This is a genomic window from Duganella sp. Dugasp78, assembly GCF_059491455.1.
This window is the reverse complement of record NZ_CP168506.1, coordinates 6069310-6095495: the sequence shown is the minus strand read 5'-3', so window position 1 is coordinate 6095495 and position 26186 is coordinate 6069310. Positions and strand designations below refer to the sequence as shown.

Sequence of the window (26186 nt, the reverse complement as noted above, 5' to 3'; positions counted from 1 at the left end):
CCCTATCAAGAAAGGCGGGAGTGGATGGACAAGGAAGCAAGTACGATCAGCGTGTTGCTGGTCGACGATCACACGCTGTTCCGCAGCGGCATACGCTCGCTGCTGCAGCGCCACCCGGAGTTTGCCGTGGTGGGCGAGGCGGCCGACGGCTTCGAGGGCGTCAAGCGGGCGCAGCAGCTCAAGCCGCAGGTGATCCTGCTGGACCTGAACATGCCGGGCATGTCGGGGCTGGAGACGCTGGAGCTGCTGCGCCAGGACAGTCCCGACAGCGCGGTGGTGATGCTGACCGTGTCGGAGGACGCGGAAGACCTGAGCGTGGCGCTGAAGGCCGGCGCCAGCGGCTATCTGCTGAAGAATATCGACACCGAGTTCCTGGTGCGGGCGATACGCCGCGCCGCCGCCGGCGAGACCGTGCTGGCCGAGTCGATGACGGCCAAGCTGGTGGCGCAGTTGCAGTCGGGCGCGGTGCCGGCGGTGGCCTCCGAGCTCGACAAGCTGACCCCGCGCGAACGGGAAATCCTCGACTGCCTGGCGCGCGGCGAAAGCAACAAGGGCATAGCGCGCACGCTGGACCTGGCCGAAAGCACGGTCAAGATCCATGTGCAGAACGTGCTGAAAAAGCTCAAGCTGAGCAGCCGGGTGCAGGCGGCCGTGTATGCGGTCGAGCACCGGTTGAGCAACGGTTGAACAACGGCGCCTGAGGCGCCGTTCAGCTCAGCCGCCGCAGCAACCGCCGCAGCAGCCGCCGGCCGTGGCGGCGGACGCCTCCGCCGGCTGCACGCTGGCGGGGTAGCCGGCCAGCGTCAGCATGCGCATCAGCCGGTGCGGCGAGGTGCGCGTTTCGTCGATGCGCGCGCTGGCCAGGCGGTCGCGCAGCGAGACGCGCACATCGCTGACACCGTCGAGGCCGGTCAGCAGCTTGGTGATGGTGTCGGCGCATGCTTCGCCGTCCATGCCGTCGATGAGAAGTTCCGTTTGCATAGCATTCCTTTTGATGTTGAACCCGATTGAAAACCACAACGACAGCCTAAGCCAAAGCACGCCGACGGGCGAAGGTGTTTTGGATTTTCTTGATCCAGGTTATGCAATGCAGGCGCCGGCCTTCACGCCGCGCGCGGCCGCGCCGACAATGGCACGTACTCTTACAGGATGTAGATCATGAGCTTGCTTCAAATCGAAGAACCCGCCGGCACCGGTGCCGCGTGGGACAGCAGCCACCCCTTGTGGGGACTGGGCTTCCGGCCTTTCTATCTGGCGGCGGCGGGGTTTGCCGCGCTGGCGATACCGCTGTGGATGCTGCGCTACCTGGGCTGGTGGAGCGCGGACGCCGCCTGGCTGCATGTGGGCTTCAACTGGCATATGCACGAGATGGTGTTCGGCATGGCGGCCGCGGTGGTGGTCGGTTTTCTCTACACCGCCGCGTTCAACTGGACCGGCTCGTGGACGCCGGTGCGCAGCCGGCTGGCGGCGCTGGTGGCCTTGTGGCTGCTGGGGCGGCTGGCGATGCTGATGGCGCCGCCGCTGGCCGGCGCCGTGGTCGACTGGCTGTTCCTGCCGGCGGCGGCGTGGCCGCTGTGGCGCGTGCTGCACAAATCCGGCAACAAGCGCAACTACTTCCTGGTCGGCCTGCTTGCCCTGATGGCGGCCGCCAACGGCGTCTTCCACGCGATCACGCTGGGCTGGCTGACGGCGTCGCCGATCGCGCCGGTGCAGGCGGCGATCCTGGTCATCGTGCTGATGGAGGCGGCCATCGGCACCCGCATCATCCCCATGTTCACCCGCAATGGCGCGCCCGGCAGCGCGCCGCTGGTCCAGCCCCGGCTGGACCGCTGGTCGCTGGGCCTGGTCGCCGGCTTCGCGCTGGCCTGGATCGCGGCCGTTCCGGCCTGGCTGGTCACGCCGCTGGGCGTGGCCGCGGCGGCGCTGGTGCTGCTGCGCCTGTGGCGCTGGCAGGCGCTGCGCACCGGCGCTTATCCGCTGCTGTGGATCATGCACCTGTCGTATGCGTGGATCGCCGCCGGGCTGCTGTTGCTGGTGCTGTCGCGCTGGCAAATGGTCAGCGCCAGCGCCGGCTTCCATGCGCTGACGGTGGGCTCGATGGCCGGCCTGATCCTGGGCATGATGACGCGCACCACGCTGGGCCATACCGGCCGGCCGCTGCGCGCGGGCCGCGGGGAAACAGCGATGTTCGGCCTGATACAGCTGAGCGCCCTGGGCCGGGTGCTGTCGGCGCTGGGCTGGGACAACGGGCCGGCGCTGCTGGTGTTCAGCGCGCTGTGCTGGACCGGCGCGTTTTGCCTGTACGTCCGGGTGTACGCGCCATACCTGGCCAGGCGGCGCGTGGACGGCAAGCCGGGTTAGCCGGCCGATCCGGGCTGTTGCGGCGCTAGCCCCATGCCCGCGCCAGCATGAATCCGATCATTTCTTCCGCATCGGCGAAACGCTTCCACACCGGACGTCCGACGTATTCAATGGCGCAGTACAGCCTGGAGCGCACATCGTAAACGTAGAGCTCTTCATCCATCGAACCGAAATAAAGGAAATCGTCCGAGAAGCTGTCGCGCAAATCGCGGTTGGCGCTGATGACGGTGTCGTGGAACAGCGGTGCCGGCAAGACCGCTGGCCATATCACCAGCCCGTTGTGCTGGACGCCGTTGGCGCGCCGCAGCACGCGCTGGTAGGCCAGCGGCAGGTCATGGCCGAACTCGGCGGCAAAGGCGCTGGCCGTGGCGCTGATGGTGGCCTCGCTGCACGGCGACGGGATGGAGGCGGCGGGAAGGTCGGCCAGCTCGGCGGTCATTTGGTCGACCAGGGATTCAATCGTCATGATAGATATCTAAAAAGTCCGCGTGCGGTACGATCTCGGACACATAGCCGAGCGCCGGGTTGGGGTAGATGATAGTGTCCGCCGGCGGCACGGCTAATGCAACCGGCGCACTGGCGCCGTAGGCCAGGCGGTCGATCTTGAGCTCGGCGGGATTGTAATAGCCGTGCACGGCGCGGTGTTCGACGTCGTCGCGTATCAGGATCAGGTTGGCGTGCGCATTATTGCCGCCGTCATCCAGCGGCGTGCGGTGATGGACTTGATAGGCCTTGCCGTCACTGTCGCGCGGGGTTTTGCCGTACTTGGCCATTTGCTGGATTTCCTTCGCGGCCAGGCCGGCGGCGGCCAATTCCTGCGCATGGGTAAGCGCGATCTCCTTGATCCAGGCCCTGCGGACCGTGTTGAATTCACGCTCGCGTTGTTGTTCATAGACGACGCGGTCGGCCTTGCGCTCATACTGAACCATGACGATCCGGAAGCCATGCAGCATCCTGACGCCGCTATGATGATAGACCAGCGCCGCATCGGCTTGACCGGCTTGCCGCCGTTGTTCTTGCCACGCGAACAGCTTGTTGTTGAGCTTGTCGATCGCGTGGTCGTCGTGGCGCCGTTCCTGGAAGACATGCTTCAGAAAGCCGCGCAGATTGACGCGCAGCTTCTTCTCGCGCAACAGGCGCAGCACTTCGTGGTAGCCCAACGATAAAACTTCGCGCAGTTCCGCGGCCGTTCTGGGGTAATTGATGAAGCCCATTAGTGTGCTAGTCCCGCTGGTCTAAAGTACATGCTGGACCTGGAGGGCAAGGTCACGTAGCTGCGTCGCCGTGTCCGGCGCAAGCAGTGCCAGGCGCGGCTGTTCCAGTTCGCTTTCGCTGAGCGGCGCTTCCTGCGGCGCAAGATCGATCCACCAACGCAGGACGATGTCGCGCGCGGCCATGCGCAGCAAGCCGTCGTTGCCGTCGACAGCGGGCGACAGTCCCAGCACGGCCAGGCGGTGCGCGGCCCGGTCCCGGGGGCGCAGGCGTCGCCAGCGTTTCGGGTCCGGCGCGGCCAGCAGTTGATCGATTTGGGCGCGCAGAGCCAGCGCCGCGGCGGATTCGCGGGCCAATTGTTCCGGCGCCATGCCGTCGGGCAGGGCGAACGATTGCCAGCCGTCGGCGGGCGGCAGCATGGCTTCGGTCCTGGCCATGGCATATGCAAAACTGTCGCCGTCAATGATCAGCTCGTCGAGCCAGTCGGCCAGGTCGGGCACGGCGTCCAAGGCGCGCGCGCTGAATGCGCGCAGCGCGGCGCCAGCCTTCGACGGGCTGGTCTCTATCGACGCCAGCGCGTCTTCGAGTTCGCTGCTGAAGCGGGCGTCCACGGTGGGCCCGCCCGCCATGGCCGACAGCACCCGCCGGCCATAGTCCCCAACGTTCAAGCGCCCGTCATGCGCCTGGATCAAGTCGTTGTCGAGCGCTGCCTGGAAGCGGCTGGCATAGGTCGAGGGCCGGCCAACGCCATGCTGCGCCATCGATTCGATCGCTTCGTCCACGCTGAGCCCGCAGGCGCCGATGGTGGTCGCCTGCGCTTGCCAGTCGGCAGGCGCGGCAAGCAGCGGCAGCAAGGGGGCGCATTGCCCGGCGTCGCGCTGGCGATAGCCTTGGCCGTCAAGCCGGCCCGCGCCGGTCTGCGCCAGTGCGGCGGCCAGCAGGGCTGGCAATGGCGCCGCCGCGTCGGCGCCGCTCAGACGTTGGAGTTCGGACGGGAGCAGGCTGCCCCAGCCGGCGTCGACGCAGAGGCGCTGCAGGGCGCGCAGGGTGATCGGCTGCGCGGCATCATCGCCGTGGCCGAAGTTCAGGCGGCATTCCAGCGCTTCTGGCCGCAGCGCCGGACCATCCATTGCGGTGGCCAGGGCGGCGTTCCAGATCCAGGTGTAGGTGGAGAGCAGGTCGCCCTGCAGCTGGGCGGCGGCCAGTTCGGGGCTGAGCGCATAGTCCAGCGGCTCGAGCATCGGGTGGGCGGAAATGGGCGTGCTGCTCATGATCTGTCCCCGGCGGCGATGCCGCTTGTCGGCGCCAGCTCGGTCGTCCCCTCATAGAGGGCCTGCAAGGCCGCCATGGTGCGCCCCGGCGCGAGGCCCCCGGCGCGCCACGCCAGTGCCAGCATGCGCCCGGTGTTCAGTCCCGGGTAGGGCGGGTGTTGCACCAATGGCGCACTGCTCGACTGCAATGTGACGTCGACCGGATGCCGGCGCAGCTTTTCCTGGATGCGCGCGGCGGCCTCGTCGGCGGTGCTGCGCTGCCGGCTGCGCCAGACGGTCGCGGCCTGTCCGGCGGCTGCCGGCGGCGCGAGCGCGTAGCTGCGCAGCTGCGATCCGTCGGCCAGCCGGATGGTCACAGCCACGGCGTAGCTGGCGCCGGCGCACTGCGCGCAGTGCACCAGATCGAGTACGCCCAGTTGCACGCGGCCGATGCCGCGGGCGTAGGCGTTGGCTGGCCCCATGCCGATGCGTTGAGGATATTCGGTGGCGATCAGGTGGTCGAGCAGGGTGCGCGCGAGCGCGCTCTTGACCATGCCGGCGTCCAGTCCGTCGGCTGCGCTGGCATGGGCGCGCCGTATTTCCCCGGCCTCCAGGGTGTAGAAGCGCATGCGTTTGATGCGCGGCGCCTTGCTGTTTTCGCTGGCAATCTCGCCATTGCACTGACGCGTGCGCAGGATGCGCAGTATGTGCCATGCGATGGCTTCGCCTTCCGGATCGGGATCGGTGGCCAGGTAACAGGATGCCAGATCCGGCCACAGCGTCTGGATCGCGGCAAAGACTTTTTCACCGGCGGCGCTGAGGTCGCCCCAGCACGGCTGCCTGGCGGTCAGCGCATGCCACTGCTCCGGAGCGGCCAGTTCGGCGATGTGGCCCTCGGTGGCCAGCACCTCCAGCTCGATGCTGTTGCCCAGGGCCTGTTTGAGCAGGGCGCACTTATTGGGGGATTCGACCACGATCAGGTGGCGCTGGTTGAGGCGGGAGCCCCGGGTGACGGCCGCTTGCCATAAATAGTCGCTGGGCTTGTTCAGTTGATTGGGGTCGAGGGCGCGCGCGTAGTCGACGGCCTTTTGCGACAGGGCGACAATGAACATCTCTTTGGCGCGCGAAACGGCGACATTGATCAGGTTGGAGCCCTTGTCATAAAACTGAAGGCTGTGCGGATCGCAGGTGTCCACCATGGCAAAGATGACGATCTGCTTCTCCGCGCCTTGCAAGGTGTGGACGGTGTCGATGGTCAGTTTGTTATAGATGGCATCGCGGTCGTACTCGTCAAACGCCAGTCCGTATTGTCTGGCAAGGGCCTGCTTGAGGCCGCGTTTCTGGCCGCTGTAAGGCGTGACGATGGCCAGGATGTCTTCCAGTGCGACCGGCGTTTTCTTGCTGTAGTGCCGCACCAGGCTGGCATGGTTCTCGTGTACCCAGTGTGCGATACAGGCGGCCTCGCCGGGGTTGTGGCGTGAGCCGGCCGGGTTCTTGGTGTCGCTGACGGGGGCGGTCACCAGGAAGCCCAGGCGTGCCAGTTCAGGCCGCCAAAGCTGGTCCGGCGCCGTGGTTGCGACCTGTAGCGCGTCGCGGTAAACCATGCGGTTGCAGATATCGATAATGGCCGGCAGACACCGGTAGTGGTTGCTCAAGGTCAGGCCCGGCGCGCCAGGGAAGGCGGGATTGGCCCAGGTGGTGGCGCGCTGTGCCATCCGCATGACGCTGCCGCGCGCCAGCAGGACGCCGGTCGGGAGCAGCGCCTGGTAGCCGGTCTGGTCCGCGGGGAGCGCGCCGGGCGCCAGCCGGTAGCGGTGCACCAGCGCTTGATCGGGCGAGGGCCCCATGCTCCATACCGGTTCCAGCTGGGCGGTATCGCCAACGACGATGGCGCGGCGGGCAAACAGGAAGGCGCTGGCGCCAATTTCCGCCGTGCCCTGGCCCGCTTCGTCGACAATCAGCAGATCTGCTTCGCCGAACAGGTAGGGTGGCAGGTCTTGTTGCACATTGCGCAGGCTGCGCCGCATCAGTTTAGGCGCCGAGTAGGCGGTGACCACGAACACCGGCGCCAACATGGCGAGCTGGCGCAACTGCGCCTGGCTGGACGGCACGTCGTCGGGGTCCTGGCGCAGTCTTGCCGCCTCCTCGATGCGCGAGACGATGTAACGCCCCTCCCAATAGCGCGCGGCGTAATGGAACAGGCGCGTGCGCACATGGCTGTCCAGCCAGTCCTGGACGTGCCGCTGCAGGTCGAACTGGTGTTGAACGAGGCCGGCGGCGGCGCGCGCGCCGGTTCGGCTCAGCTCGTAGCCGCGTTGCATCACGCGCCGCAGCTTGTGGGTGGACTCCGCCGGGGCGGGCCAGCGCGCCAGCGTTGCGCACAGCGCGGCATCGGCCTGCTCGACCTCCAGGCAGGCTTGGGCGTGCACCTTTCTGCGTTGCTCGAGTGCGCTGCGCCGGGCATTGATGCCGGCAAGCGTGGTGCCGGTCGCATCGAGTTCGAGCATCAGCCTGGCGCGCTGTTCGCGCAGCGCCAGGCGATGCAGTTCAAGTTCGGATGGCCAGACGCTGGCGTAGTCCGGCGTCGCGCTCAGTTTGACGCCGAGGCGCTGCAGGTGGAGCCGCATGCCCTCCGCTGCCGCGCGCTGCAGGGCGAGCTTGAGCTGGCGCTGCCGCTGGGCGATGGCATTGCTCCAGGCGTCCAGATCGGGCCGTCCCTCGCCGGCCTCGAGGTTGACGGCATGCATGGCGTCGCGCAGGGCGTCCCAGCGCCGCCTGGTGGCGTCGCCATGGAACAGCTGGGATACCGCCGCCTTGAGGCGTTGCGTGAAGTTGAGGTGGCGGGTTTTTTCCAGCTCGGCGGCCAATGCCTGCAGATCGCCGGATTGCCGCGCGATGGAGGCAAAGTCGGTGTCGGTGCGCAGCGGGTCGTCCGGCGCCAGAGTCGCCAACAGCGTCCGGTATTGCGTGTCGATGGCATGGAAGTCGTTAAAGCGCGCCAGCCCGTCGATGGCGAGCTCGTAACGGGCGACATCCAGTTGCAGCTGAGCGCACCGCCCCGACTTGCCGGACAGCGGTTCGGCCTGCAGCAGCAATTGGTCTGCCAGATCCTGATCGTGTTCGGTCCATGGCGCGGTGCGCGTGAGCTGGCGCAGTCGATCCAGCCATTGCTCGATATCCGCCTGCAAGTCCGCCATGTGTTGCTCGCCGAGCTGGACCTGGTCGCGCAGGCGTTGCAGGACGGTGGGCATATCGAGCCGGGCGCCAAAATGCTGTTGCGCGCACAGCAGATAGCCGGCCTCCAGCTGGCCGGTGGTGAGCTGGCCGAACGGGGCGGCGACCGCTTGGAATTCCCAGGGCAAATGCGCGCTCTTGCGCCAAAGGAGCTGATAGGCGGCATAGTCCGTCAAGACCGTGCCGGCCAGGTTGGCGGGGACATACCAGCCGTAAGAGCCCAGGTAGGGCAGCCAGCGGTTGTCGACCCCTGCCGTGCTTTCCGCTAAAAATTCACCATCGGTGTCAAAGAGCCGCGGCCCCGGTGTTTCGTCGAAGCTGGAAATGATGTTGGTCACAGCCTGGTTGGTGGCGGCGCACGCCAGCAGCAAGGGGCAGGGCGGATGCGACGCCTCGGTGAGCAGGGGGGCGACCCATGCGCTGGCGATCACGCCGCGCAGCAGGCTGGTCTTGCCGGTGCCGGGCGGTCCATTCACGGCCAGCAGTTCGCCATCGGCGGTCATCGCCAGCGCGATCAGGGCGTCGCGTTGGGCCGGGTCCAGCGCGAAGGCGGAGCGCTTGCCGTCCTTGCAGGAATCCATATGCCCGGCATAGCGCGCGATGTGGTCCGGGTTCAGTCCCTGTTCGGCGGTGTCGTAGCGGTGCGGCTGCAACGTCACGGTGTCGGCGATGCGCGCAAACAGCGCCAGTTCCGCTTGTGCCAGCAATTCAGGCTCGGCCAGCACTTGCCGGTAGGCGTTACAGACATGCAGCGAGCTGCCGCTGACAGCCCCGCCGTCGACCAGGCTGAAGACGGGCCGCAGTTTCCTGGTTTGCCATGCCTGGCTGCGACCGGCCATGAAGCGCCGTATCCAGCCGTCGACGCCGCCGTGGCCAGGCTCGGCCAGGATGGCGAATGCCTGGTCCCACAGGGCCAGGGCGGCTTGCAGATTCAATGTGGCGTCGGATTCCGGCTCGTCATTCTCGCCGATCAGGATTTGCTCCAGGCACCAGTTGTCGTAGGCGTCCACATGGTTGAGGAACAGCCCCGGCAATCTGCTTGTCTCACCTAGCAGGTCGCGATTGAACTGCGGCGTCCGTTCGCGCGTGGGGGCCCACCGGTAGCCCAGCGCCTGCTGCGGATCTTTGATTGCCGCCAGCGGCAGCACGCCAAGGACAACCGGGGCTTTGTTGTCGGCGGTTTTCTCATAAATCAATTTCAAGACCAGATGGCGAACGGGGGCTTGTGGCTGGTCGAATTGCAGAGCGTCGCCGGGGAGCGTCGACAACATGGAACCGATGTCGGCGTAGGCAAAAGTACGGTCAGGAGCACCGACCAAATTGGGGAGTTTCCCCATGGCCTCGAACGCGGTGCTTTGCAAGCCTTCAATCCAGTAGCCGATCAGCTTTTCCGCGGTTGTATTGAGTTGGCTTGGATCGAGGCGGGCGAAGCCGCTCTTGCCGGCCTTCTTGATTTCCTTGACCAGCGCCTTTTTTTCCACGGTGGTTGCCGCGGCGGCGATGGTGGCGCGCATGTGCGGAGTGAGGCAACCGATGCCGTCCAGATCGCCCCATAGTTCCTGGCGCGATCGTTGCTCCCTGGCCTGCTCCTGGCTGGCGCGGAGGGCGGCGTAGGCGTCCTTGTGCTTCGTGATGAAGAGGCCGCACCGCTGGACGTCTGTGCTGGCGGCCTCAAATTCCGCCTGGTCGATGGCGTCGCCGAGTGTATTGCGAATTGCAGTGGCATAGCTTAGCTGCTTGGGGCTTGGCGGCGTTGATTCTATTGGCATAGTGTCTTGATCGGTTGCTTGTCCTTGCAAGGTGCAGCGGCCCCACGGTGTTTTTTGTTGCCTTCGTATGAAGAGCCAACATACTAGCGGTTAATACAGGATGAAAATACGCACTTTGTAACGCCGATGTCATATCGGCGCGGGCAGGCGGCTGGCAGCGCTGTCCCAAAACCCGGGGCCTCGGTTCGGGTATAAACGGTATTGACGATTTTTACCGAGGCGCCGGCCGATCGCCGGCGACGCATATGATCGCTACCACGCATCCATCGAAAGAAGCCGTGCGCGCATACATGGCGCGACGTATCCACGGGGCGCTGGAACCGCCGCCTCCGCCGGAAGAGATTCGCCGTCAGCTGGGCTGGTATCTGCTGTCGCGCAAGGTCACCCAGGCATGCCTCGGTGCGGCCGTTGCTCGTGTGCTTCCTGGCACGGCAGGCATTTCAGCGCGGTGGGCTGGACCCGCAAACGCTCCGGCGCGATCGGCGCGCCGCAGTTGAGGCAGCGGCCATAGCTGCCGTCGGCCAGGCGGGCGCAAGCGGCATCGACGCTGCGCATGGCGGCCAGTTCCTCGGCCAGCCGTACCAGGTCGCAAGCGGGCAACTGGCGGATCACTGCCGGGTCGTCCAGCGTTGCCGCGCCGTTGAGGATGAGCGGCGCGAGCGCCTGCGGCGCAGGCGTCAAACGCCGTCGCAGCTGTGCTTGCAGCTCGCCGCGAAGGCGCTGCAGGCGCGCGGCCAGCCATTCCTGTTCGGGTGGGAGTGACGGATTCATGGCGCCACTGTAAGGCCATGCCGGGGCGCCGTCTGTAGGGGCCGTTGATCCAGATCAAAATGCCCGGGAATACTTCGGGTACGGCTGGCCGGATTGACAATCAGGCATTTTTTTTTGTGTTCCGGGGCATTCAATCGTATGATTTAGGTCTGGATGCCGGATGGGCATCGTTTTACGGGATGCGCTGTTGAAAAATCTTGGGATAGAGGGCCTGAGCCTGGAATGGCTGCTGGCGTCGGCCACCGAGGCCATGCTGATCGTTGACCAGGCCGGCAACATCGTACTGGCCAATCCGGCGCTGGAGCGGCTGTTCGGCTACGGCCCCGGCGCGATGCACGGGCTGGCGCTGGAGGCGCTGGTGCCGGCCCGCTTCCATGCCGCCCACGTGGCCCAGCGGGGCGAATTCTTCGGGCAGCCGCGCGCGCGCGCGATGGGCGCGGGCGCCGAGCTGTTCGGACGCCACCGCGACGGCCACGAGTTCGGCGTCGAGGTCAGCCTGTCGCCGCTGCGCACCTCGCACGGCTTGCAGATGGTGCTGGCCACGGTGCGCGACGTCACCGAGCGCAAGCTGGCCGAACAGGCGCTGCAGGAAAGCGAGGCGCGCATGCGCGCCATCTTCGAGACCGCGGTCGACGCCATCATCACCATCGACGAGCTGGGCGTGCTGGAGCGGCTCAATCCGGCCGCAGAACGGCTGTTCGGCTACACCGAGGCCGAAGCGGCCGGCCAGAACGTCTCGATGCTGATGCCGCAGCCGCACCGCCGCCAGCACGACGCCTACCTGGCGCACTACCGCGACACCGGCGAGAAGCGCATCATCGGCAAGGGCCGCGAGGTGGAGGGCCTGCGCAAGGACGGCAGCGTGTTCCCGATGGAGCTGTCGGTGGTGGAGATGCAGCTGGGCGCGCGCCGCATGTTCACCGGCATGGTGCGCGACATTTCCGAGCGTAAGCAGGTGGAGGAGCACAACCGCCGCCTGATGCAGGAGATCAGCAGCGCCAACGAGGAGCTGACCAACTTCGCCTATGTGGTGTCGCACGACCTGAAGGCGCCGCTGCGCGGCATTGGCTCGCTGGCCGACTGGCTGGCCACCGACTACGCCGATCAGTTCAACGACGAGGGCAAGGAGCACATGCGGCTGCTGATCAACCGGGTGCACCGGATGAGCAGCCTGATCGACGGCATCCTGCAATACTCGCGCGTGGGCCGGGTGCGCGAGGCGCAGCTGCCGGTCGACCTGAACCAGCTGCTGGTGGACGTGGTGGATTTGCTGGCGCCGCCGCCGCAGTTCCGCGTCACGGTGGCGCCGGCGCTGCCGACGGTGCTGATCGAGCCGACCCGCATCCAGCAGGTGTTCCACAACCTGATCTCCAACGCCATCAAGTATATGGACAAGGCCGACGGCGTGATCGACATCGGCTGCGAGGACGACGGCAGCCACTGGCGCTTCAGCGTGCGCGACAACGGTCCCGGCATCGAGACCCGCCACTTCGAGCGCATCTTCCAGCTGTTCCAGACGCTGGCCTCGCGCGACCGGGTCGAGAGCACCGGCGTCGGCCTGGCGCTGGCCAAGAAAATCGTTGAAATGTACCACGGACGCATCTGGCTCGAATCGCAGATGGGGCAGGGCTGCACCTTCTGGTTCACGCTGCCCAAGTCCGCCGCCCACTTATCCCGAACAGGAAGCCCTGCATGAAAGTCAGTAACAAACCCATCCTGCTGGTCGAGGACGACCACGTCGACATCATGACCATCAGGCGCGCGCTGAAGGAAATCCATGTCGGCAACGCGGTGGTCAGCATGGAGCACGGCGAGGCGGGCCTGGCCTATCTGCGCGACCCGACGCAGGAGCGGCCCTGCATCATCCTGCTGGACCTGAACATGCCCATCATGAACGGCATCGAGTTCCTCCAGCAGATCAAGCTCGACCCGGCGCTGCGCCGGATCCCGGTGGTGGTGCTGACCACGTCCGAGGAACAGCAGGACAAGGTGCGCAGCTTCGACCTGGGCGTGGCCGGCTACATGGCCAAGCCGGTCGACTACCGCCGCTTCGTCGAGATGATGCGCTCGATCGACCTGTACTGGACCATCAGCGAGATGCCGTGAACAGCCCCGTGCGCGTGTTGATCGTGGAAGACGACGCGGTCGACCGCATGGCCTGCCGGCGCGCCTTCGCTGCCGCCGGCGCCGCCACCGACGCCGCCTCCGCGTTCGAACTGCTGGAGGCCGACAGCGGCGAGCTGGGCCTGGAGCTGGCCCGCAGCGAACGTCCCGACTGCATCCTGCTTGACTATCATTTGCCCGACCTGACCGGCCTGGAGTTCCTGGCCCACCTGTACGAGGACGATGCCGCCCAGCGCGTCCCGGTGATGATGCTGACCGGCGCCGACAGCGCCGCCGTGGCGGCCGGGGCCATGCGGCGCGGCGCGCGCGACTACCTGGTCAAGGACGTCGACGGCTACTACCTGGAATTCCTGCCCGGCGCGATCCACCGCATGCTGCGCGAGCAAGGCCTGCTGGACGACAAGCGCCGGGTCGAGGCCCAGTTCCGCACCCTGGTCGAGCAGATGCAGGCCATCAGCTATATCGCCGAACTGGGCGGCAGCGGCGCGCTGCGCTACATCAGTCCGCAGATCGGCCTGCTGGGCTACAGCCCTGCCGAGTGGCTGGCCGACGCCGCGCTGCACGGCCGCCTGATCGACCCGGACCAGCGCGAGGCGGCGCTGGCGGCCCTGCAAGGCAGCCGCCGCGACGGCACGCCGCTGCATCTGGAATACCGCGTGCACGCGCGCGACGGCCGGGCGCTGTGGTTGCGCGACCAGGCCGAACTGGTGCGCGACGAGCAGGGCCAGCCGCTGTTCATGCAGGGCCTCATGATCGACATCACCCAGACCAAGCTGGGCGAGCAGGCCCTGCTGGCGTCGCAGCAGGCGCTGCGCAGCCTGTCGGCGCACCAGGAACAGATCAAGGAAAACGAGCGCAAGCGCATCGCCCAGGAAATCCACGACGAGCTGGGCGGCCTGCTGACCGGCATCAAGGCCTATATCGCGGTCAGCATCGAGCGCGCCGAGGCGGCCGCCGCGCCGGTCGAACCCTTGCTGGCCGAGGCGGCCGGACTGGCCCAGGACGCGATCGCCACGGTGCGGCGCGTGATCACCGACCTGCGGCCCAGCGTGCTGGACCAGCTGGGCGTGTGGGCCGCGCTGGAGTGGTATGCGGAGCAGGTCGAGCAGCGCTCGGGACTGCACTGCCAGTGCACGGTGGCCGCGGCCGCCGCCGAGCTGGAGCTGGACGCCGGGCGCAGCACGATGCTGTTCCGCATCGCCCAGGAAGCCCTGACCAATGTGGTGCGCCACGCCGGCGCCAGCCAGGCCGCGCTGCAGGTCGACTACGCCGACGGCGTGCTGACCTTGCGCATCAGCGACGACGGCCAGGGCATCGCGGCCGAGCGCCTGCTCAACCGCGAGTCCTGGGGCATACTGGGCATGCACGAACGCTGCCGCCATTTCGGCGGCGAATTGAAAATTACCGGCCGGCCCGGCCAGGGCACGACCCTGCTGCTGCGCCTGCCATTGGACGACGAATATGAGTACTAATCCCATCCGCGTGCTGCTGGTCGACGACCATGCGATCGCGCGCAACGGCGTGCGCCTGATGCTGAGCTCGGCCGACGACATCCGCGTCGACGGCGAGGCCTGCAACGCGCAGGAAGCGCTGCAGCTGGTCATGGCCCAGGAGTTCGACGTGGCGCTGCTCGACATCACCATGCCCGGCAAGAACGGCCTGGAGCTGCTCAAGCAGCTGCGCAGCGAGCGGCCCAAGCTGGCCGTGCTGATGCTGAGCACCTATTCGGAGGATATCTACGCGGTGCGCGCGCTCAAGCTGGGCGCGGCCGGCTACCTGATCAAGGACGCCCCGACCACCACGCTGGTGGCGGCGGTGCGCAAGGCCGCCTCGGGCGGCAAGCACGTCAGCCCGGCCTTGCTGGAGAAGCTGGCCAGCCTGATCGGCGGCGGCGGCAACGCCGGCCACGAGGCCCTGTCCAACCGCGAGCTGGAAGTGTTCAAGCTGATCGCGGCCGGCGAATCGCTGGTGCGCATCGGCGAAGCCCTGCACCTGAGCCCCAACACCGTGACCACCTACCGCTCGCGCATCCTGGAAAAAATGGGCCTGGACAGCAACGCCGAGCTGACCCGCTACGCGCTGGAGCACGGCCTGATCTAGTTGTAGGGGATCCCCTACAGGATTTTGTCGGCCGCCCCCTACACGACAGGGCAGCGAAGCCCGATGCGCAGCGCGCCCCCCATCGTCGATACTGATCCCATACCAAAGCCATCGCCACGACGCGGTGGCTTGCACAAAAAGGAGTATGGACATGACGACGAATCTACAACTGGCCGCATCGGGCGGCACGGCGAGCCCAAGCCAGATCAAGTGCGCGATGTGCGGCTTCAAGAACCTGTGCCTGCCGCAGGGGCTCAACGAAAGCGAGATGGGCCGGCTCGACAAGATCATCGGCCGCCGCCGCCGCGTCGAGCGCGACGAAAACCTGTGCCGCATGGAGCAGCCCTTCCACAGCCTGTACGCGGTGCGCTTTGGCCATTTCAAGACCTCGCGCGTCAACCACGGCGGCCAGCAGCAGATCACCGGCTTCCAGATGGCCGGCGAGCTGCTGGGCATGGACGCCATCGGCAGCGGCCAGCACGCTTGCGGCGTGGTGGCGCTGGAGGACAGCGAAGTGTGCGAGATTCCGTTCGCCCGCCTGCAGGAACTGTTCGCCGAAGTGCCGCAGCTGCTGCGCCACTTCCACCGCATCATGAGCCAGGAGATCATGCGCGAGCAGAACGCCATGCTCTTCCTCGGCAATATGCGCGCCGAGCAGCGCTTCGCCACCTTCCTGCTGAACCTGTCGACCCGCTACGCCGCGCGCGGCTACTCGCCAAACAGCTTCCAGCTGCGCATGTCGCGCGAGGACATCGGCGACTACCTGGGCCTGACCATCGAGAGCATCAGCCGCCTGCTGTCGCGTTTCCGCGCCAGCGGCTGGATCGCGGTCGACAAGCGCGAGCTGACCATCCTCGACCACCCCGGCCTGGAATCGCTGGCCACCGGCATGCCGGCACCGGCCGCCGCCGCCCGCCCGGCCCGCATGATGATGCAGGTCGCGAACGCCTGATGCGGCCGTCAGCGCGGCGCCATTTTCGAGCCGCCGCGCAGTTCCAGCTCCGCCTGGCAGTCCCGGCACATTCCGGCCTCGGGCTGGGCCAGTAGGCGCGCTTCCAGGATGGCCTCGCCGCAGCGCGAGCACTGTCCATAGGCGCCATGGTGCAGCCGCGCCAGCGCTTCGTCCACGCTGCGCAGTTCCAGTAATTCATGATTGAGCAGCGCGATATCGGTATCGTTGAGCTGGCTGGCTTCGGCCAGGTCGGCGTCGATGGCGTAGTTGTTGAACAGGGCCATTTCCTGCTGCTCGTCGGCCTGGTGCAGGCGTTGCCGCAACTGGACGGCCAGCTGCTCGCGCCGTTGCTGTAGCCGGTTGCGCAATACTTGCATGATGTTGGCGCTGACGGTACTCATGGTGTTCTCCATTGTCATTCGATTGTAGGGGGGCTGCTTCAGTGGGCCATCAGGACCGGCAGCGTCATGCGGCGCAGCATGGTCCGCGTGGCGCCGCCGAGCAGCCATTTATGCAGGCGCTGGTGGCCGTAGCCGCCCATCACCAGCAGGTCGGCGCCGCTGCTGGCTGCCAAGGCCAGCAGCGCCTCGCTCGCGCGGCGGTCCGGGTCCGGCTGGGCCAGGGTGACGGCCACGCCGTGCCGGGCCAGGTAGCGGGCCAGTTCGGCGCCTGGCAGGTCGGTCTGGCGGCCGTGGCAGCCGGCTTGCGGCGCGGTGGCGACCGTGACGGCGGCGGCTCGCCTGAGTATCGGCAGCGCGGCCGTGACGGCGCGCATGGCCGAGACGCTGCCGTTCCATCCCACCAGCACGTGCTTGCCGATCTGCTCGAACTGGCCGGCGTGCGGCGCGATCAGCACCGCGCGGGCGCTGTGGAACATGACAGTTTGCGGCAGGCGGGCCAGCAGGCTGTTGCCGTAGTCCTGCGGGTCGGCCTGGCTCAGCACCAGCAGGTCGGCGTAGGGGCTTTGCAGTATCAGGCCGTCGTCTGCGGCGTCATCGACCAGCCGCGCTTCGATGGACGGCACGCCGAGGCGGGAGGCGCAATCGGTGAACTGGGACAGTGCCGCGTCGGCGCGGCCATGCAGCAGGCGCAGGTCGAACGGGAAGGGCGTGCCGACCGCGGCGATCGAGCCGTCGGGCAGGGCGTGGCGCGACAGGCCGGTCATGGCGGCGCCGATCAGATGGGCTTCGTGGACCAGGGCCAGCAGCGCCGCCAGCCGGATGCGCTGCGGCGCCTGCGGCGTGCCGTCGGCGTGCACGAGTATGGTTTTATAGGACATGGTGTCTCCCTGATGACCGGGACAAATTCAGCGATGCGATTGCGTCGCATCAAGTACCGCCATCGTAGAGACTTGAGAGTGAAATTTGATTGATCCAAATCAAGCGGGACGTATTACAGGGGCAGCGCCGTCTCGTACTTCACTTCGCGCAGCGCCACGCTGGTGTTGACCTGCGCCACGCCGTTCAGCTTGACCAGCACGTTGTGCAGGAAGTCGTGGTAGGCGTCCATGTCGGCCAGGACGACCTTGACCATGTAGTCCGAGCTGCCGGTGGTCTCGTAGCACTCCACCACCTCCGGGCGCATGCGCATGGTCGCCTCGAACTGCTCGACCACGCCTTCCTCGTGCCGCGCCAGCGAGATGTGCAGCAGGCACACCACGGACAGCCCCAGTTTGCGGCGGTCCACCAGCGCCGTGTAGCGGACGATGTAGCCGTTGTCCTCCAATTCCTTCTGCCGGCGCCAGCACGGACTGGCCGACATGCCGATCTTCTCGGCCAGCTCGTTGGATGAAATCCTGCCGTTTTTCTGCAGTTCGGCGAGGATTTTCACCGAGGCTGGGTCAATAGAAGTGTTTTTCATGATTTTTGCCGATTTTCGAAAGATTTTCGCCATTCTAGCCTTGTGGGCGGCACAGATAGAAATAATTTTTCGCTCCGGCGGACATATCCTGTCTCATCAAAAAAACATAACGAGACCATGAATACTCTGACCCTGCCCGTGCCATTCCTGGCCGATCCGCACTACGCGCTGGACGACAACCTGACCCGCGCCGAAGGCCGCGTGTTCCTGACCGGCACCCAGGCGCTGGTGCGGCTGCTGTGCATGCAAAAGCTCAGCGACGAGGCGCAGCAGCTGAATACCGCCGGTTTCGTCAGCGGCTACCGCGGTTCGCCGCTGGGCGCGGTGGACCAGGAACTGTGGCGCGCCAAGGACCTGCTGCAAGGCCACCATATCGAATTCCTGCCGGCGATTAACGAGGAACTGGGCGCCACCGCCGTCATGGGCTCGCAGCAGGTCGAGGCCGACCCGACGCGCAAGGTCGACGGCGTGTTCGCCATGTGGTACGGCAAGGGGCCGGGCGTGGACCGCGCCGGCGACGCGCTCAAGCACGGTCACGTCTACGGCTCGTCGCCCACCGGCGGCGTGCTGGTGGTGCTGGGCGACGACCACGGCTGCGTGTCGTCGTCGATGCCGCACCAGAGCGAGCAGGCGCTGATCGCCTGGAGCATGCCGGTGATTAATCCGGCCAATATTCAGGAGTACATGGAATTCGGCCTGTACGGCTGGGCCATGTCGCGCTACTCGGGCGCCTGGAGCGGCTTCAAGGCCATCTCGGAGACGGTGGAGGGCGGCGCGGTGGTCGAGCTGCCGCCGCTGCCGCAGTACGTCACGCCGACCGACTATGTGGCGCCGCCCGACGGCCTGCACAACCGCTGGCCGGACCTGCCCGGCCTGGCCCTTGAGCAGCGCGCCGCCGCCAAGCTGGAAGCGGTGCAGGCCTTCGCCCGCGCCAATTCCATCGACCGGCTGGTGGTGGCGGCGCCGCGCGCCACCATCGGCATCATCAGCGCCGGCAAGGCCTACCTCGATCTGCTGGAGGCGCTGGAGCGCATGGAGCTGCCTTTGCAGCGGCTGGAGCAGCTGGGCGTGCGCCTGTACAAGCCGGGCCTGACCTATCCGCTGGAGCGCACCCGTTTGTCGGCGTTCGCCGCCGGCTTGAGCGAGATCCTGGTGGTCGAGGAGAAGGGCGCCGTCATCGAGCAGCAGGTCAAGAACCTGTTCTACAACCTGCCGCAGGAACAGCGCCCCATCGTCATTGGCAAGACCGACCGGCATGGCGATCCGCTGCTGTCGGCGCTGGGCGAGCTGCGGCCGTCGCGCATCGCGCCGGCGCTGGTGCAGTGGCTGGCGCCGAAGTTCGCGCAGCTCGACCTGGCGCGCATGCTGCCCGACTTCTGCGCCGCCGAGCTGCTGTCGAACGGCGCCGATGGCGTCAAGCGCACGCCGTACTTCTGCTCCGGCTGCCCGCACAACACCTCGACCCGCGTGCCGGAAGGCAGCCGCGCGCTGGCCGGCATCGGCTGCCACTTCATGGCGACGTGGATGAAGCGCGACACCAACTACCTGGCGCAGATGGGCGGCGAGGGCATCGCCTGGGTCGGCTCCTCGCGCTTCGTCGGCGAGCCGCACGTGTTCCAGAACCTGGGCGACGGCACCTTCTACCATTCGGGTTCGCTGGCGATACGGCAGGCGATCGCGGCCCGCACCAACATCACCTACAAGATCCTGTACAACGATGCCGTGGCGATGACGGGCGGGCAGCCGGTGGACGGCAGCCTGTCGGTGCCGCAGATCGTGCAGCAGGTTTGCAGCGAGGGCGCGAAGAAGGTCGTGGTGGTGACCGACGCGCCGGAAAATTACCAGGGCGTGAGCCTGCCGCCAGGCGTGACCGTGCATCACCGCAGCGAGCTCGATGCGATGCAGCGCATGCTGCGCGAGATCGCCGGCGTGACGGTGCTGGTGTACGACCAGACCTGCGCCGCCGAGAAGCGCCGCCAGCGCAAGAAGAACAAGCCGGACAAGGTGGTCTTCCCCGACCCGGCGCGGCGCATGGTGGTCAACCCGGCCGTGTGCGAGGGCTGCGGCGATTGCGGCGTGCAGTCGAACTGCCTGTCCATCCTGCCGCTGGAGACGGAACTGGGCCGCAAGCGCCAGATCGAGCAATCGTCCTGCAACAAGGATTACTCCTGCGTCGAGGGCTTCTGCCCGAGCTTCGTCTCGGTGCTGGGCGGTTCGCTGCGCAAGCCGGAAAGCGTGAAGCTGTCGCTGGCCGACCTGGAGCGGGCGCTGGCAGCCTATCCAGCGCCGCCGCGCCACGCGCTGGCCAAGCCGTTCGAGATCCTGGTGGCCGGCGTAGGCGGCACCGGCATCGTCACGGTCGGCGCCTTGATCTCGATGGCAGCACACCTGGAGGGCAAGGGCGCGTCGACGCTGGACTTCATGGGCTTTGCGCAAAAGGGCGGGGCGGTGCTGTCGCATGTGCGGGTGGCGTCGTCGCCGTCATGCCTGAACCAGGTGCGCATCGACCTGCGCCAGGCCGACGCGGTGTTCGCCTGCGACCTGGTGGTGGCCGCCATGCCGGATAGCCTGTCCGTCATGCGCGAAGGGCATACCAGGGTGGTGGCCAACGAGCGCGAAATCCCGACCGCCGATTTCACCCGCGATCGCGATGCCTCGATCAACAAGGCCGGCCTGCTGGAGAAGCTGGCCGCATCGGCCGGCGCGGCCAACGTGCTGCAGCTGGACGCGCAGGAGACCGCGCAGCGCTTCCTCGGCGATCCGATCGGCGGCAATATCCTGTTGATGGGCTTTGCCTGGCAACTGGGGCTGGTGCCGGTCGGGCTGGAGGCGCTGATGCGGGCGATAGAGCTGAACGCCGTCGCCATCGACATGAACAAGCGCGCCTTCATGCTGGGCCGCCTGGCCGCCGCCGACCGCGCGGCACTGGAGCGCCTGGTGCAGGCGCCGCAGCAGGTGATCCAGTTTGCCGCGCCGAAGTCGCTGGCCGATATGGTGGCCTTCCGCGTCGACTGGCTCACCAGCTATCAGAACGCCGCCTACGCCCGCCAGTACGCGGACGCGGTGGCCGCCGTCGAGCAGCGCGAGGTCGCGCTCGAGGGCAGCGGCTCGCGCAAGCAGTTGAGCAAAGCCGTGGCGCGCAACCTGTTCAAGGTGATGGCCTACAAGGACGAGTACGAGGTGGCGCGGCTGCATGCCGATCCGGCCTTCCGCGCGCAGATCGCCGCGCAGTTCGACGGCGACTACAAGCTGGCCTTCCACCTGGCGCCGCCGCTGCTGGCGCGCCGCAAGCTGGGTTCCGGCGTGCCGGTCAAGATGCGCTTCGGCGGCTGGATGATGCCGGCCTTCGGCGTGCTGGCCAGGTTCAAATCGCTGCGCGGCACGCCGCTCGACGTCTTCGGCTACACGCAGGAGCGCAAGCGCGAACGCGCGCTGCGCGACCGCTACCTGGCGTTCGCCGCCGAGCTGGCGGCCAGCCTGAAGGCCGACAACAAGGAGGCCGCGCTGAAGCTGGCGCAGTTGCCGGACCAGGTGCGCGGCTACGGCCACGTGAAGCTGGCGGCGCTGGACCAGGCCGACGCGCAGTGGACCGAACTGGCGGCCCGCTTGCGCGCCGCCCGTGTGGTGGAACTGAAGCGGCAGGCCTGATCAGTTTTTGGCCGGGTCGTAGGACAGCGTGGCCTTGTAGCCTTCCGGCGCGATCGAGGTATCGAAGGGATAGCCGCTGAAGTTTTGCTGGTCGACCAGTCCGAGGTCGATCAGGATGGTGTGCGGCAGGTTCTTGCCGCGTCCCTCCAGCAGATTGACGGCGGCGTTGATCGCCACCCGCGCCTGGCTCACGCCCTTGGTGTCGGCGGCGGCGTAAATGTCGCCGCTGCGGATCAGGCGGGCGATTTCGTCGGTCAGGTCGTAGGCCACCACGCGCAGCTTGTTGTTCAAGCCGGCCGCCTTGATCGGCTGCACCGCAGCCGGCGCGCAGCCGGTGCAGCCCAGCAGGTAATCGAGTTTGGTGCCGTGCTTGGCCAGCATCTGCGTCGCCAGCTGCGTCTGTATCTTGCGGTCGCTGTCGCCGTAGCGGATGTCGATGATGTTGACCGCGATCCCGGCTTCCGCCGCGGCGATCCGCGTGCCGTCGACTTCTCCCTTGACCCAGCCCGCGCCCATCGGACCAGGCAGCAGGCCGATGTTGACCGACTTCAGCCCGCGCTGCTGGGCATCGCGCACCATCCAGCGGGTCGCCTGCGTCCCCATCGCACGCAGCGAGGTGGTGACCTTGATCGCCAGGTCGTCGCTGCGGCTGTCGTTGGCCAGCTCGAACACCGGTATGCCGGCGGCGCGCGCCTTGGCGATCGAGTTGTTATTGGCCGTCATGCCGATCGGCGAGATGACGATGGCGTCATATTTGGCCGCGATGGCGTTGTCCATCTGCTGCAGCTGGCCTTTGAGGTCGTCGTAGCCGGTGGCGGGCAGGATGTCGACCGCCACGCCCAGCCGGCGCGCCTCGCTGATGACGCCATAGCTGCAGCCGACCCAATACGGGTCCTTCAGGTGCGGGAACAGGAAGGCGATGCGCCAGTGCTTGCTGGCCTTGGGCGCCATCGCATAGCTGCCGGCCACCACGCGGCCGCTGGCCAGCGCGTCGTCGGCCGAGCCGTTCGCTTGCAGCGGGCGGAAAATCGACACCACCGGGACCGGCGCAAACTTGGCCGCCGGCGCCACCGGCGCGGCGGCCGCCAGCGTCATGGACGTGCACAGCGCGCCCAGGCCGGCTAATGTTCCTAAGCGGTGATTCGTCAAACTAGGCATACTGTGTTTTCTTCCGTATCGGCGGACTGCGCTTGTTTAGTACAATTCTAACCGCATCGGCGGGCATGATGGGACAAGCTGACAATTGTCATGCCAAAGTTGTGGCATTTGCTTCTGGCCGGCCTGGAGCCATCGCGGCACACTGTCGTCATACCAACCCGGAGACTTCAATGAACCCTGTACTTTCGAAGATGCTGTTCGCCTGTGGCCTCGGCCTGTCCCTCCCGGCGCTGGCCGATACCTGGCTGATACGCGACGCCCGCGTGTTCGACGGCGAGCAGATGCACGCCAGGCGCTCGGTGCTGGTCAAGGACGACAAGATCGCCGACGCCGATTTTCGCGGCCCCGTGCCGGCCGGTGCCCACATCGTCGACGGCGCCGGCCGCACGCTGCTGCCTGGCCTGATCGACTCCCACGTCCATGCCTTCCGCGACTTCGAGCTGCCGCTGATGTTCGGCGTCACCACGCAGATCGACATGTTCACCAGCGTGGCGGCGATGCAGCAGATCAGCGCCAAAATGCGCAGCAACGACAACCACGGCCAGGCCGACATGTACTCGGCCGGCACGCTGGTCACCGCGCCGGGCGGCCATGGCACCGAGTACGGCATGCCGATACCGACGCTGACGCGGCCGGAGGAGGCCCAGGCCTTCGTCGACGCCCGCATCGCCGAAGGCTCCTACTTCATCAAGATCGTGATGGAAGCGGGTTCTCCTGGCCATCCGATGGCCACGCTGGACCTGCCGACCGTCAAGGCCGTCATCGATGCGGCCCACCTGCGCGGCAAGCTGGCGGTGGTCCACATCAGCAACCTGGCCAGCGCCCGCGCCGCGCTGGAAGCGGGCGCCGACGGCCTGGCCCACCTGTTCAACGGCGAGCGCGTGGGCGACGAGGAACTGGCCGGCTTCGTCAAGCTGGCGAAGCAGAAGCACGCCTTCGTCATCCCGACCTTCAGTGTGCTGGAGAGCATCGCCGGCCTGCGCGAGGACGACGTGATGGGCGACACCGGCCTGGCCGCCTTGCTCACCAAGGAGCAGACCGGGCCGCTGAAAGTCAGCTACGGCCGACAAGCCCACACCGTGCTGATGACGGTACCGAAGCAGGTGACGGCGGCGCTGAGCAAGGCGGGCGTGCCGCTGTTGGCCGGCACCGACGCCGGCAACTCCGGCACCCAGTACGGCATCAGCCTGCTGCACGAGATGGCCGCGCTGGCGCAGGCGGGGTTGACGCCGCAGCAGGCGCTGGTCGCCGCCACCTCGGCGCCGGCGCTGGCCTTCAAGCTGGCCGACCGCGGCCGCATCGCCAAGGGCTACAAGGCCGACCTGCTGCTGGTGCAGGGCGACGCCGGCAGCGATATCGGCGCCGTGCGCAGCATCGTCGAGGTGTGGAAGGATGGCGAGGCGGTCAGCCCGCTGCGCAAGGCGCAGCAGGACAAGGTGGCGCGGGAGCTGGCGCCGCGCACCCAGCCGCCGCTGGCGCTGCCGGCCGGCGGCCGCATCAGCCTGTTCTCGGCCGACAAGCTGGCCAGCCCGATCGGGGTCGGCTGGGTGCCGTCCACCGACCAGTTCATCGGCGGCAAATCCAGCGTCGAACTGAAGCTGCAGGAGGCGGGCGCGGACGGCCTGCGTCCGCTGGCGGTGAATGCGAAAGTGCAGCAGGGCTTTGCCTACCCATGGGCCGGGCTGGCCTTCATGCCGGGCGCGCAGATGATGCAGCCGGCCGACCTGCGGGGCGCCAGGGTGCTGCGTTTCCGCGTCAAGGGCGACGGCCAGCGCTATAACGTCGGCATCCTGTCGAGCGGCGTGACGATCCCGGTCAACCAGGCGTTCGCGACCTCGGACGAGTGGCAAGAGGTGGCGCTGCCGTTCGACGGCTTCAAGGGCATAGACTTTGGCGCGGTGACCATGATAGCGTTCAACGCCGGGCCGCGGTTGGGCGAGTACCGGTTCCAGATCAGCGATGTGCGCCTGGTGAACGAGTAAACTGAGCGAAGGACGGAGGTGGGAATACTACACAGCTTGAAGAGCATGCTGGCCAGGCCGCTGGTGCCGCCGGCCATGGGCAAGGGCCCGTATCTGTGGGCATGGTCGCTGCTGTTCATCCTGTGGAAGTATATCTTCATCGCCCCCGGCCCGTGCGAGTTGGTGTGGCTGGTGCTGACGGTGCTGGCGTTCCTTCCCGTGTATTTCGCCAGCTTCTGGCGCTGCAATCTGCGGGTGGTGCCGCTGCTGCTGGTGGTGGTGCTGATGGGCGTGCTGTGGGCGCCGCACAATGCCGGCGCCAGCACTTTCTTCATCTTCGCCAGCGCCATGTGCTCGCGCTTCGAGCGGCGCGCCCACGCCTATGCGGGGATCGCCTTCGTGCTGCTGTGCGCCTGCCTGATGACGCCTTACGTCGCGCTGAAGATCAATTTCCTGCTGCCGGCGCTGGTGGTCGGCGGGCCGGTCGGATTCGCCAGCATCATGGAGGAAAACATGCGGCGCTCGCGCGACCAGCTGCTGCGCAAGCAGGAGGAGGTGGCGCACCTGGCGCGCATCGCCGAGCGCGAACGCATCTCGCGCGACCTGCACGACCTGCTGGGCCATACGCTGTCAATGATTACCCTGAAGGCCGAGCTGGCGGGCAAGCTGCTCGAGCGCGACGCCGCCGCCTGCCGCAGCGAGATCCGCGATATCGAACTGAGCGCACGCCAGGCCTTGAGCGAGGTGCGCTCGGCCGTGACGGGCATCCGCCAGACCGGCTTCGCGCATGAGCTGGCGACGGCGCGCGCCAGCCTGGCGGCGGCCAAGGTCGGCTTCACCGAGCAGGTGCAGCCCTGCGCCTTGCCGGCCGCGCTGGAGAACGTGCTGTCGCTGGCCTTGCGCGAGGCGGTGACCAATATCCTGCGCCACGCCGGCGCCTCCCATTGCGAGGTGCGGATGGCGCTGGAATCGGGCATGGTGGTGCTGCGCGTGCGCGACAACGGCCGCGTGCTGGACCAGGGCGCGGCCATCGCGCACGGTTCCGGCCTGAGCGGCATGAAGGAGCGCGTGGCCGCGCTGGGCGGGCGGCTGGCGCTGCATGTCGACCGCGGCCTGGCGCTGGAACTGAGTTTGCCGATGGGAGCGAGTGCATGACAATGATTACCGTGGTGATCGCCGAAGACCAGGCGCTGGTGCTGGGCGCGCTGGCGGCGCTGCTCAAGCTGGAGGGCGACCTGGACGTGGTGGGCAAGGCGGCCAACGGCCAGGAGGCGCTGGCGCTGTGCCAGTCGCTGCGGCCGGACATCCTGCTGACCGATATCGAGATGCCGCTGATGACCGGGCTGGAACTGGCCGCCGCGCTGGCCGCGCAAAGCCTGCCGACGCGGGTGATGATCGTGACCACCTTCGCCCGCAGCGGCTATCTGCGGCGCGCGCTGGGCGCGGGCGTGCGCGGCTACCTGCTCAAGGACGCGCCGGCCGAGACGCTGGCGGCGGCGATCCGCACCGTGCACGGGGGCGGCCGCGCCATCGCGCCGGAACTGGCGCTGGAGAGCTGGAGCGGCAAGGAGGATCCGCTCAACGAGCGCGAGCGGCAGGTGCTGCGGCTGGCGGGCGAGGGCCGCAGCAGCGGCGACATCGCGCGCCAGATCCATCTGTCCGAGGGCACGGTGCGCAACTATCTGTCGGAAGCGATCAGCAAGCTCGACGCCGGCAACCGGGTCGAGGCTTTCCGCCTGGCCCGCGATGCCGGCTGGCTGTAATAGAATAGCGCGACTTTTCCCAC

The 26186-nt window shown here is 67.2% G+C and carries 21 protein-coding genes; 11 read left to right on the top strand and 10 right to left on the bottom strand.

Features of this window, described 5'->3' with window-relative positions:
* The first annotated feature begins 24 nt into the window (after window positions 1-24).
* Complete coding sequence (gene narL, locus ACEN9O_RS26940) at window positions 25-687, top strand: two-component system response regulator NarL (protein WP_495614862.1); 663 nt, start codon at window positions 25-27, stop codon at window positions 685-687.
* Between the two features lie 27 nt (window positions 688-714).
* Here the strand turns inward: narL and ACEN9O_RS26935 are convergent, their stop codons facing one another.
* On the bottom strand, window positions 715-981 hold the full coding sequence (locus tag ACEN9O_RS26935; protein ID WP_495614861.1) for a heavy-metal-associated domain-containing protein: 267 nt from the start codon (window positions 979-981) through the stop codon (window positions 715-717).
* 177 nt (window positions 982-1158) lie between these two features.
* On the opposite strand from ACEN9O_RS26935, the gene ACEN9O_RS26930 reads away from it, so the two are divergent.
* Window positions 1159-2361, top strand: coding sequence for an NnrS family protein (locus ACEN9O_RS26930; protein WP_495614860.1), 1203 nt, complete (start codon window positions 1159-1161; stop codon window positions 2359-2361).
* Window positions 2362-2386: 25 nt separating this feature from the next.
* Here the strand turns inward: ACEN9O_RS26930 and ACEN9O_RS26925 are convergent, their stop codons facing one another.
* From ACEN9O_RS26925 to ACEN9O_RS26905, 5 genes are all read right to left on the bottom strand, one after another.
* Window positions 2387-2827, bottom strand: coding sequence for a hypothetical protein (locus tag ACEN9O_RS26925; protein WP_495614859.1), 441 nt, complete (start codon window positions 2825-2827; stop codon window positions 2387-2389).
* Complete coding sequence (locus ACEN9O_RS26920) at window positions 2817-3575, bottom strand: HNH endonuclease signature motif containing protein (protein WP_495614858.1); 759 nt, start codon at window positions 3573-3575, stop codon at window positions 2817-2819. Before ACEN9O_RS26920 ends, ACEN9O_RS26925 begins: the two co-directional genes overlap by 11 nt.
* A gap of 21 nt (window positions 3576-3596) precedes the next feature.
* Window positions 3597-4844: a hypothetical protein gene (locus ACEN9O_RS26915; protein WP_495614857.1), complete on the bottom strand. Its 1248-nt coding sequence runs from the start codon at window positions 4842-4844 to the stop codon at window positions 3597-3599.
* Entirely contained in the window at window positions 4841-9826 is a 4986-nt protein-coding gene (locus ACEN9O_RS26910; protein WP_495614856.1) for an AAA domain-containing protein, read from the bottom strand. The genes ACEN9O_RS26915 and ACEN9O_RS26910 overlap by 4 nt, the downstream gene beginning before the upstream one ends.
* A 381-nt stretch (window positions 9827-10207) precedes the next feature.
* On the bottom strand, window positions 10208-10597 hold the full coding sequence (locus ACEN9O_RS26905; RefSeq protein ID WP_495614855.1) for a TraR/DksA family transcriptional regulator: 390 nt from the start codon (window positions 10595-10597) through the stop codon (window positions 10208-10210).
* 160 nt (window positions 10598-10757) lie between these two features.
* On the opposite strand from ACEN9O_RS26905, the gene ACEN9O_RS26900 reads away from it, so the two are divergent.
* The 5 genes from ACEN9O_RS26900 (at window position 10758) to fnr (ending at window position 15773) form a co-directional block, all read left to right on the top strand.
* Complete coding sequence (locus tag ACEN9O_RS26900; protein WP_495614854.1) at window positions 10758-12293, top strand: sensor histidine kinase; 1536 nt, start codon at window positions 10758-10760, stop codon at window positions 12291-12293.
* On the top strand, window positions 12290-12703 hold the full coding sequence (locus ACEN9O_RS26895) for a response regulator (protein WP_495614853.1): 414 nt from the start codon (window positions 12290-12292) through the stop codon (window positions 12701-12703). The genes ACEN9O_RS26900 and ACEN9O_RS26895 overlap by 4 nt, the downstream gene beginning before the upstream one ends.
* Complete coding sequence (locus ACEN9O_RS26890) at window positions 12700-14193, top strand: response regulator (protein WP_495614852.1); 1494 nt, start codon at window positions 12700-12702, stop codon at window positions 14191-14193. The genes ACEN9O_RS26895 and ACEN9O_RS26890 overlap by 4 nt, the downstream gene beginning before the upstream one ends.
* Window positions 14183-14821, top strand: a complete 639-nt coding sequence (locus ACEN9O_RS26885; protein WP_495614851.1) for a response regulator — start codon at window positions 14183-14185, stop codon at window positions 14819-14821. The genes ACEN9O_RS26890 and ACEN9O_RS26885 overlap by 11 nt, the downstream gene beginning before the upstream one ends.
* Window positions 14822-14972: 151 nt before the next feature.
* Window positions 14973-15773 (top strand): fumarate/nitrate reduction transcriptional regulator Fnr, encoded by an 801-nt coding sequence (gene fnr, locus ACEN9O_RS26880; RefSeq protein WP_495614850.1) that lies wholly within the window; start codon window positions 14973-14975, stop codon window positions 15771-15773.
* Window positions 15774-15781: 8 nt separating this feature from the next.
* On the opposite strand, the gene ACEN9O_RS26875 is transcribed toward fnr, so the two are convergent.
* From ACEN9O_RS26875 to ACEN9O_RS26865, 3 genes are all read right to left on the bottom strand, one after another.
* Complete coding sequence (locus ACEN9O_RS26875; protein WP_495614849.1) at window positions 15782-16174, bottom strand: TraR/DksA family transcriptional regulator; 393 nt, start codon at window positions 16172-16174, stop codon at window positions 15782-15784.
* Between the two features lie 38 nt (window positions 16175-16212).
* Window positions 16213-17052 (bottom strand): universal stress protein, encoded by an 840-nt coding sequence (locus ACEN9O_RS26870; RefSeq protein ID WP_495614848.1) that lies wholly within the window; start codon window positions 17050-17052, stop codon window positions 16213-16215.
* 113 nt (window positions 17053-17165) lie between these two features.
* Window positions 17166-17633, bottom strand: coding sequence for an Lrp/AsnC family transcriptional regulator (locus ACEN9O_RS26865; RefSeq protein ID WP_161091890.1), 468 nt, complete (start codon window positions 17631-17633; stop codon window positions 17166-17168).
* A 117-nt stretch (window positions 17634-17750) separates the two neighbouring features.
* Here ACEN9O_RS26865 and ACEN9O_RS26860 point away from each other — a divergent pair, with 117 nt between their 5' ends.
* Window positions 17751-21281, top strand: a complete 3531-nt coding sequence (locus tag ACEN9O_RS26860; protein WP_495614847.1) for an indolepyruvate ferredoxin oxidoreductase family protein — start codon at window positions 17751-17753, stop codon at window positions 21279-21281.
* On the opposite strand, the gene torT is transcribed toward ACEN9O_RS26860, so the two are convergent.
* Window positions 21282-22439 (bottom strand): TMAO reductase system periplasmic protein TorT, encoded by a 1158-nt coding sequence (gene torT / locus ACEN9O_RS26855; RefSeq protein WP_495614846.1) that lies wholly within the window; start codon window positions 22437-22439, stop codon window positions 21282-21284. It lies immediately after the preceding gene.
* Between the two features lie 170 nt (window positions 22440-22609).
* Between torT and ACEN9O_RS26850 the strand changes: the two genes are divergently transcribed.
* The 3 genes from ACEN9O_RS26850 to ACEN9O_RS26840 are packed head-to-tail and all read left to right on the top strand — an operon-like array spanning window position 22610 to window position 26163.
* Window positions 22610-24421 (top strand): CIA30 family protein, encoded by a 1812-nt coding sequence (locus tag ACEN9O_RS26850; protein WP_495614845.1) that lies wholly within the window; start codon window positions 22610-22612, stop codon window positions 24419-24421.
* Window positions 24422-24466: 45 nt separating this feature from the next.
* Complete coding sequence (locus ACEN9O_RS26845) at window positions 24467-25555, top strand: sensor histidine kinase (RefSeq protein WP_495618546.1); 1089 nt, start codon at window positions 24467-24469, stop codon at window positions 25553-25555.
* Window positions 25552-26163 (top strand): response regulator transcription factor, encoded by a 612-nt coding sequence (locus ACEN9O_RS26840; protein WP_495614844.1) that lies wholly within the window; start codon window positions 25552-25554, stop codon window positions 26161-26163. Before ACEN9O_RS26845 ends, ACEN9O_RS26840 begins: the two co-directional genes overlap by 4 nt.
* The last annotated feature ends 23 nt before the right edge of the window (window positions 26164-26186 follow it).

What these genes read in the sequence shown, in the direction of transcription:
- ACEN9O_RS26840 (WP_495614844.1), top strand. Translation starts at nt 25,552, where the DNA reads ATGACAATGATTACCGTGGTGATCGCCGAAGACCAGGCGCTGGTGCTG.
- ACEN9O_RS26905 (WP_495614855.1), bottom strand. Translation starts at nt 10,597, where the DNA reads ATGAATCCGTCACTCCCACCCGAACAGGAATGGCTGGCCGCGCGCCTG.
- torT (WP_495614846.1), bottom strand. Translation starts at nt 22,439, where the DNA reads ATGCCTAGTTTGACGAATCACCGCTTAGGAACATTAGCCGGCCTGGGC.
- ACEN9O_RS26930 (WP_495614860.1), top strand. Translation starts at nt 1,159, where the DNA reads ATGAGCTTGCTTCAAATCGAAGAACCCGCCGGCACCGGTGCCGCGTGG.
- ACEN9O_RS26885 (WP_495614851.1), top strand. Translation starts at nt 14,183, where the DNA reads ATGAGTACTAATCCCATCCGCGTGCTGCTGGTCGACGACCATGCGATC.
- ACEN9O_RS26870 (WP_495614848.1), bottom strand. Translation starts at nt 17,052, where the DNA reads ATGTCCTATAAAACCATACTCGTGCACGCCGACGGCACGCCGCAGGCG.
- ACEN9O_RS26915 (WP_495614857.1), bottom strand. Translation starts at nt 4,844, where the DNA reads ATGAGCAGCACGCCCATTTCCGCCCACCCGATGCTCGAGCCGCTGGAC.
- ACEN9O_RS26920 (WP_495614858.1), bottom strand. Translation starts at nt 3,575, where the DNA reads ATGGGCTTCATCAATTACCCCAGAACGGCCGCGGAACTGCGCGAAGTT.
- ACEN9O_RS26935 (WP_495614861.1), bottom strand. Translation starts at nt 981, where the DNA reads ATGCAAACGGAACTTCTCATCGACGGCATGGACGGCGAAGCATGCGCC.
- fnr (WP_495614850.1), top strand. Translation starts at nt 14,973, where the DNA reads ATGACGACGAATCTACAACTGGCCGCATCGGGCGGCACGGCGAGCCCA.
- ACEN9O_RS26925 (WP_495614859.1), bottom strand. Translation starts at nt 2,827, where the DNA reads ATGACGATTGAATCCCTGGTCGACCAAATGACCGCCGAGCTGGCCGAC.
- ACEN9O_RS26865 (WP_161091890.1), bottom strand. Translation starts at nt 17,633, where the DNA reads ATGAAAAACACTTCTATTGACCCAGCCTCGGTGAAAATCCTCGCCGAA.
- ACEN9O_RS26845 (WP_495618546.1), top strand. Translation starts at nt 24,467, where the DNA reads ATGCTGGCCAGGCCGCTGGTGCCGCCGGCCATGGGCAAGGGCCCGTAT.
- narL (WP_495614862.1), top strand. Translation starts at nt 25, where the DNA reads ATGGACAAGGAAGCAAGTACGATCAGCGTGTTGCTGGTCGACGATCAC.
- ACEN9O_RS26895 (WP_495614853.1), top strand. Translation starts at nt 12,290, where the DNA reads ATGAAAGTCAGTAACAAACCCATCCTGCTGGTCGAGGACGACCACGTC.
- ACEN9O_RS26900 (WP_495614854.1), top strand. Translation starts at nt 10,758, where the DNA reads ATGGGCATCGTTTTACGGGATGCGCTGTTGAAAAATCTTGGGATAGAG.
- ACEN9O_RS26875 (WP_495614849.1), bottom strand. Translation starts at nt 16,174, where the DNA reads ATGAGTACCGTCAGCGCCAACATCATGCAAGTATTGCGCAACCGGCTA.
- ACEN9O_RS26860 (WP_495614847.1), top strand. Translation starts at nt 17,751, where the DNA reads ATGAATACTCTGACCCTGCCCGTGCCATTCCTGGCCGATCCGCACTAC.
- ACEN9O_RS26850 (WP_495614845.1), top strand. Translation starts at nt 22,610, where the DNA reads ATGAACCCTGTACTTTCGAAGATGCTGTTCGCCTGTGGCCTCGGCCTG.
- ACEN9O_RS26910 (WP_495614856.1), bottom strand. Translation starts at nt 9,826, where the DNA reads ATGCCAATAGAATCAACGCCGCCAAGCCCCAAGCAGCTAAGCTATGCC.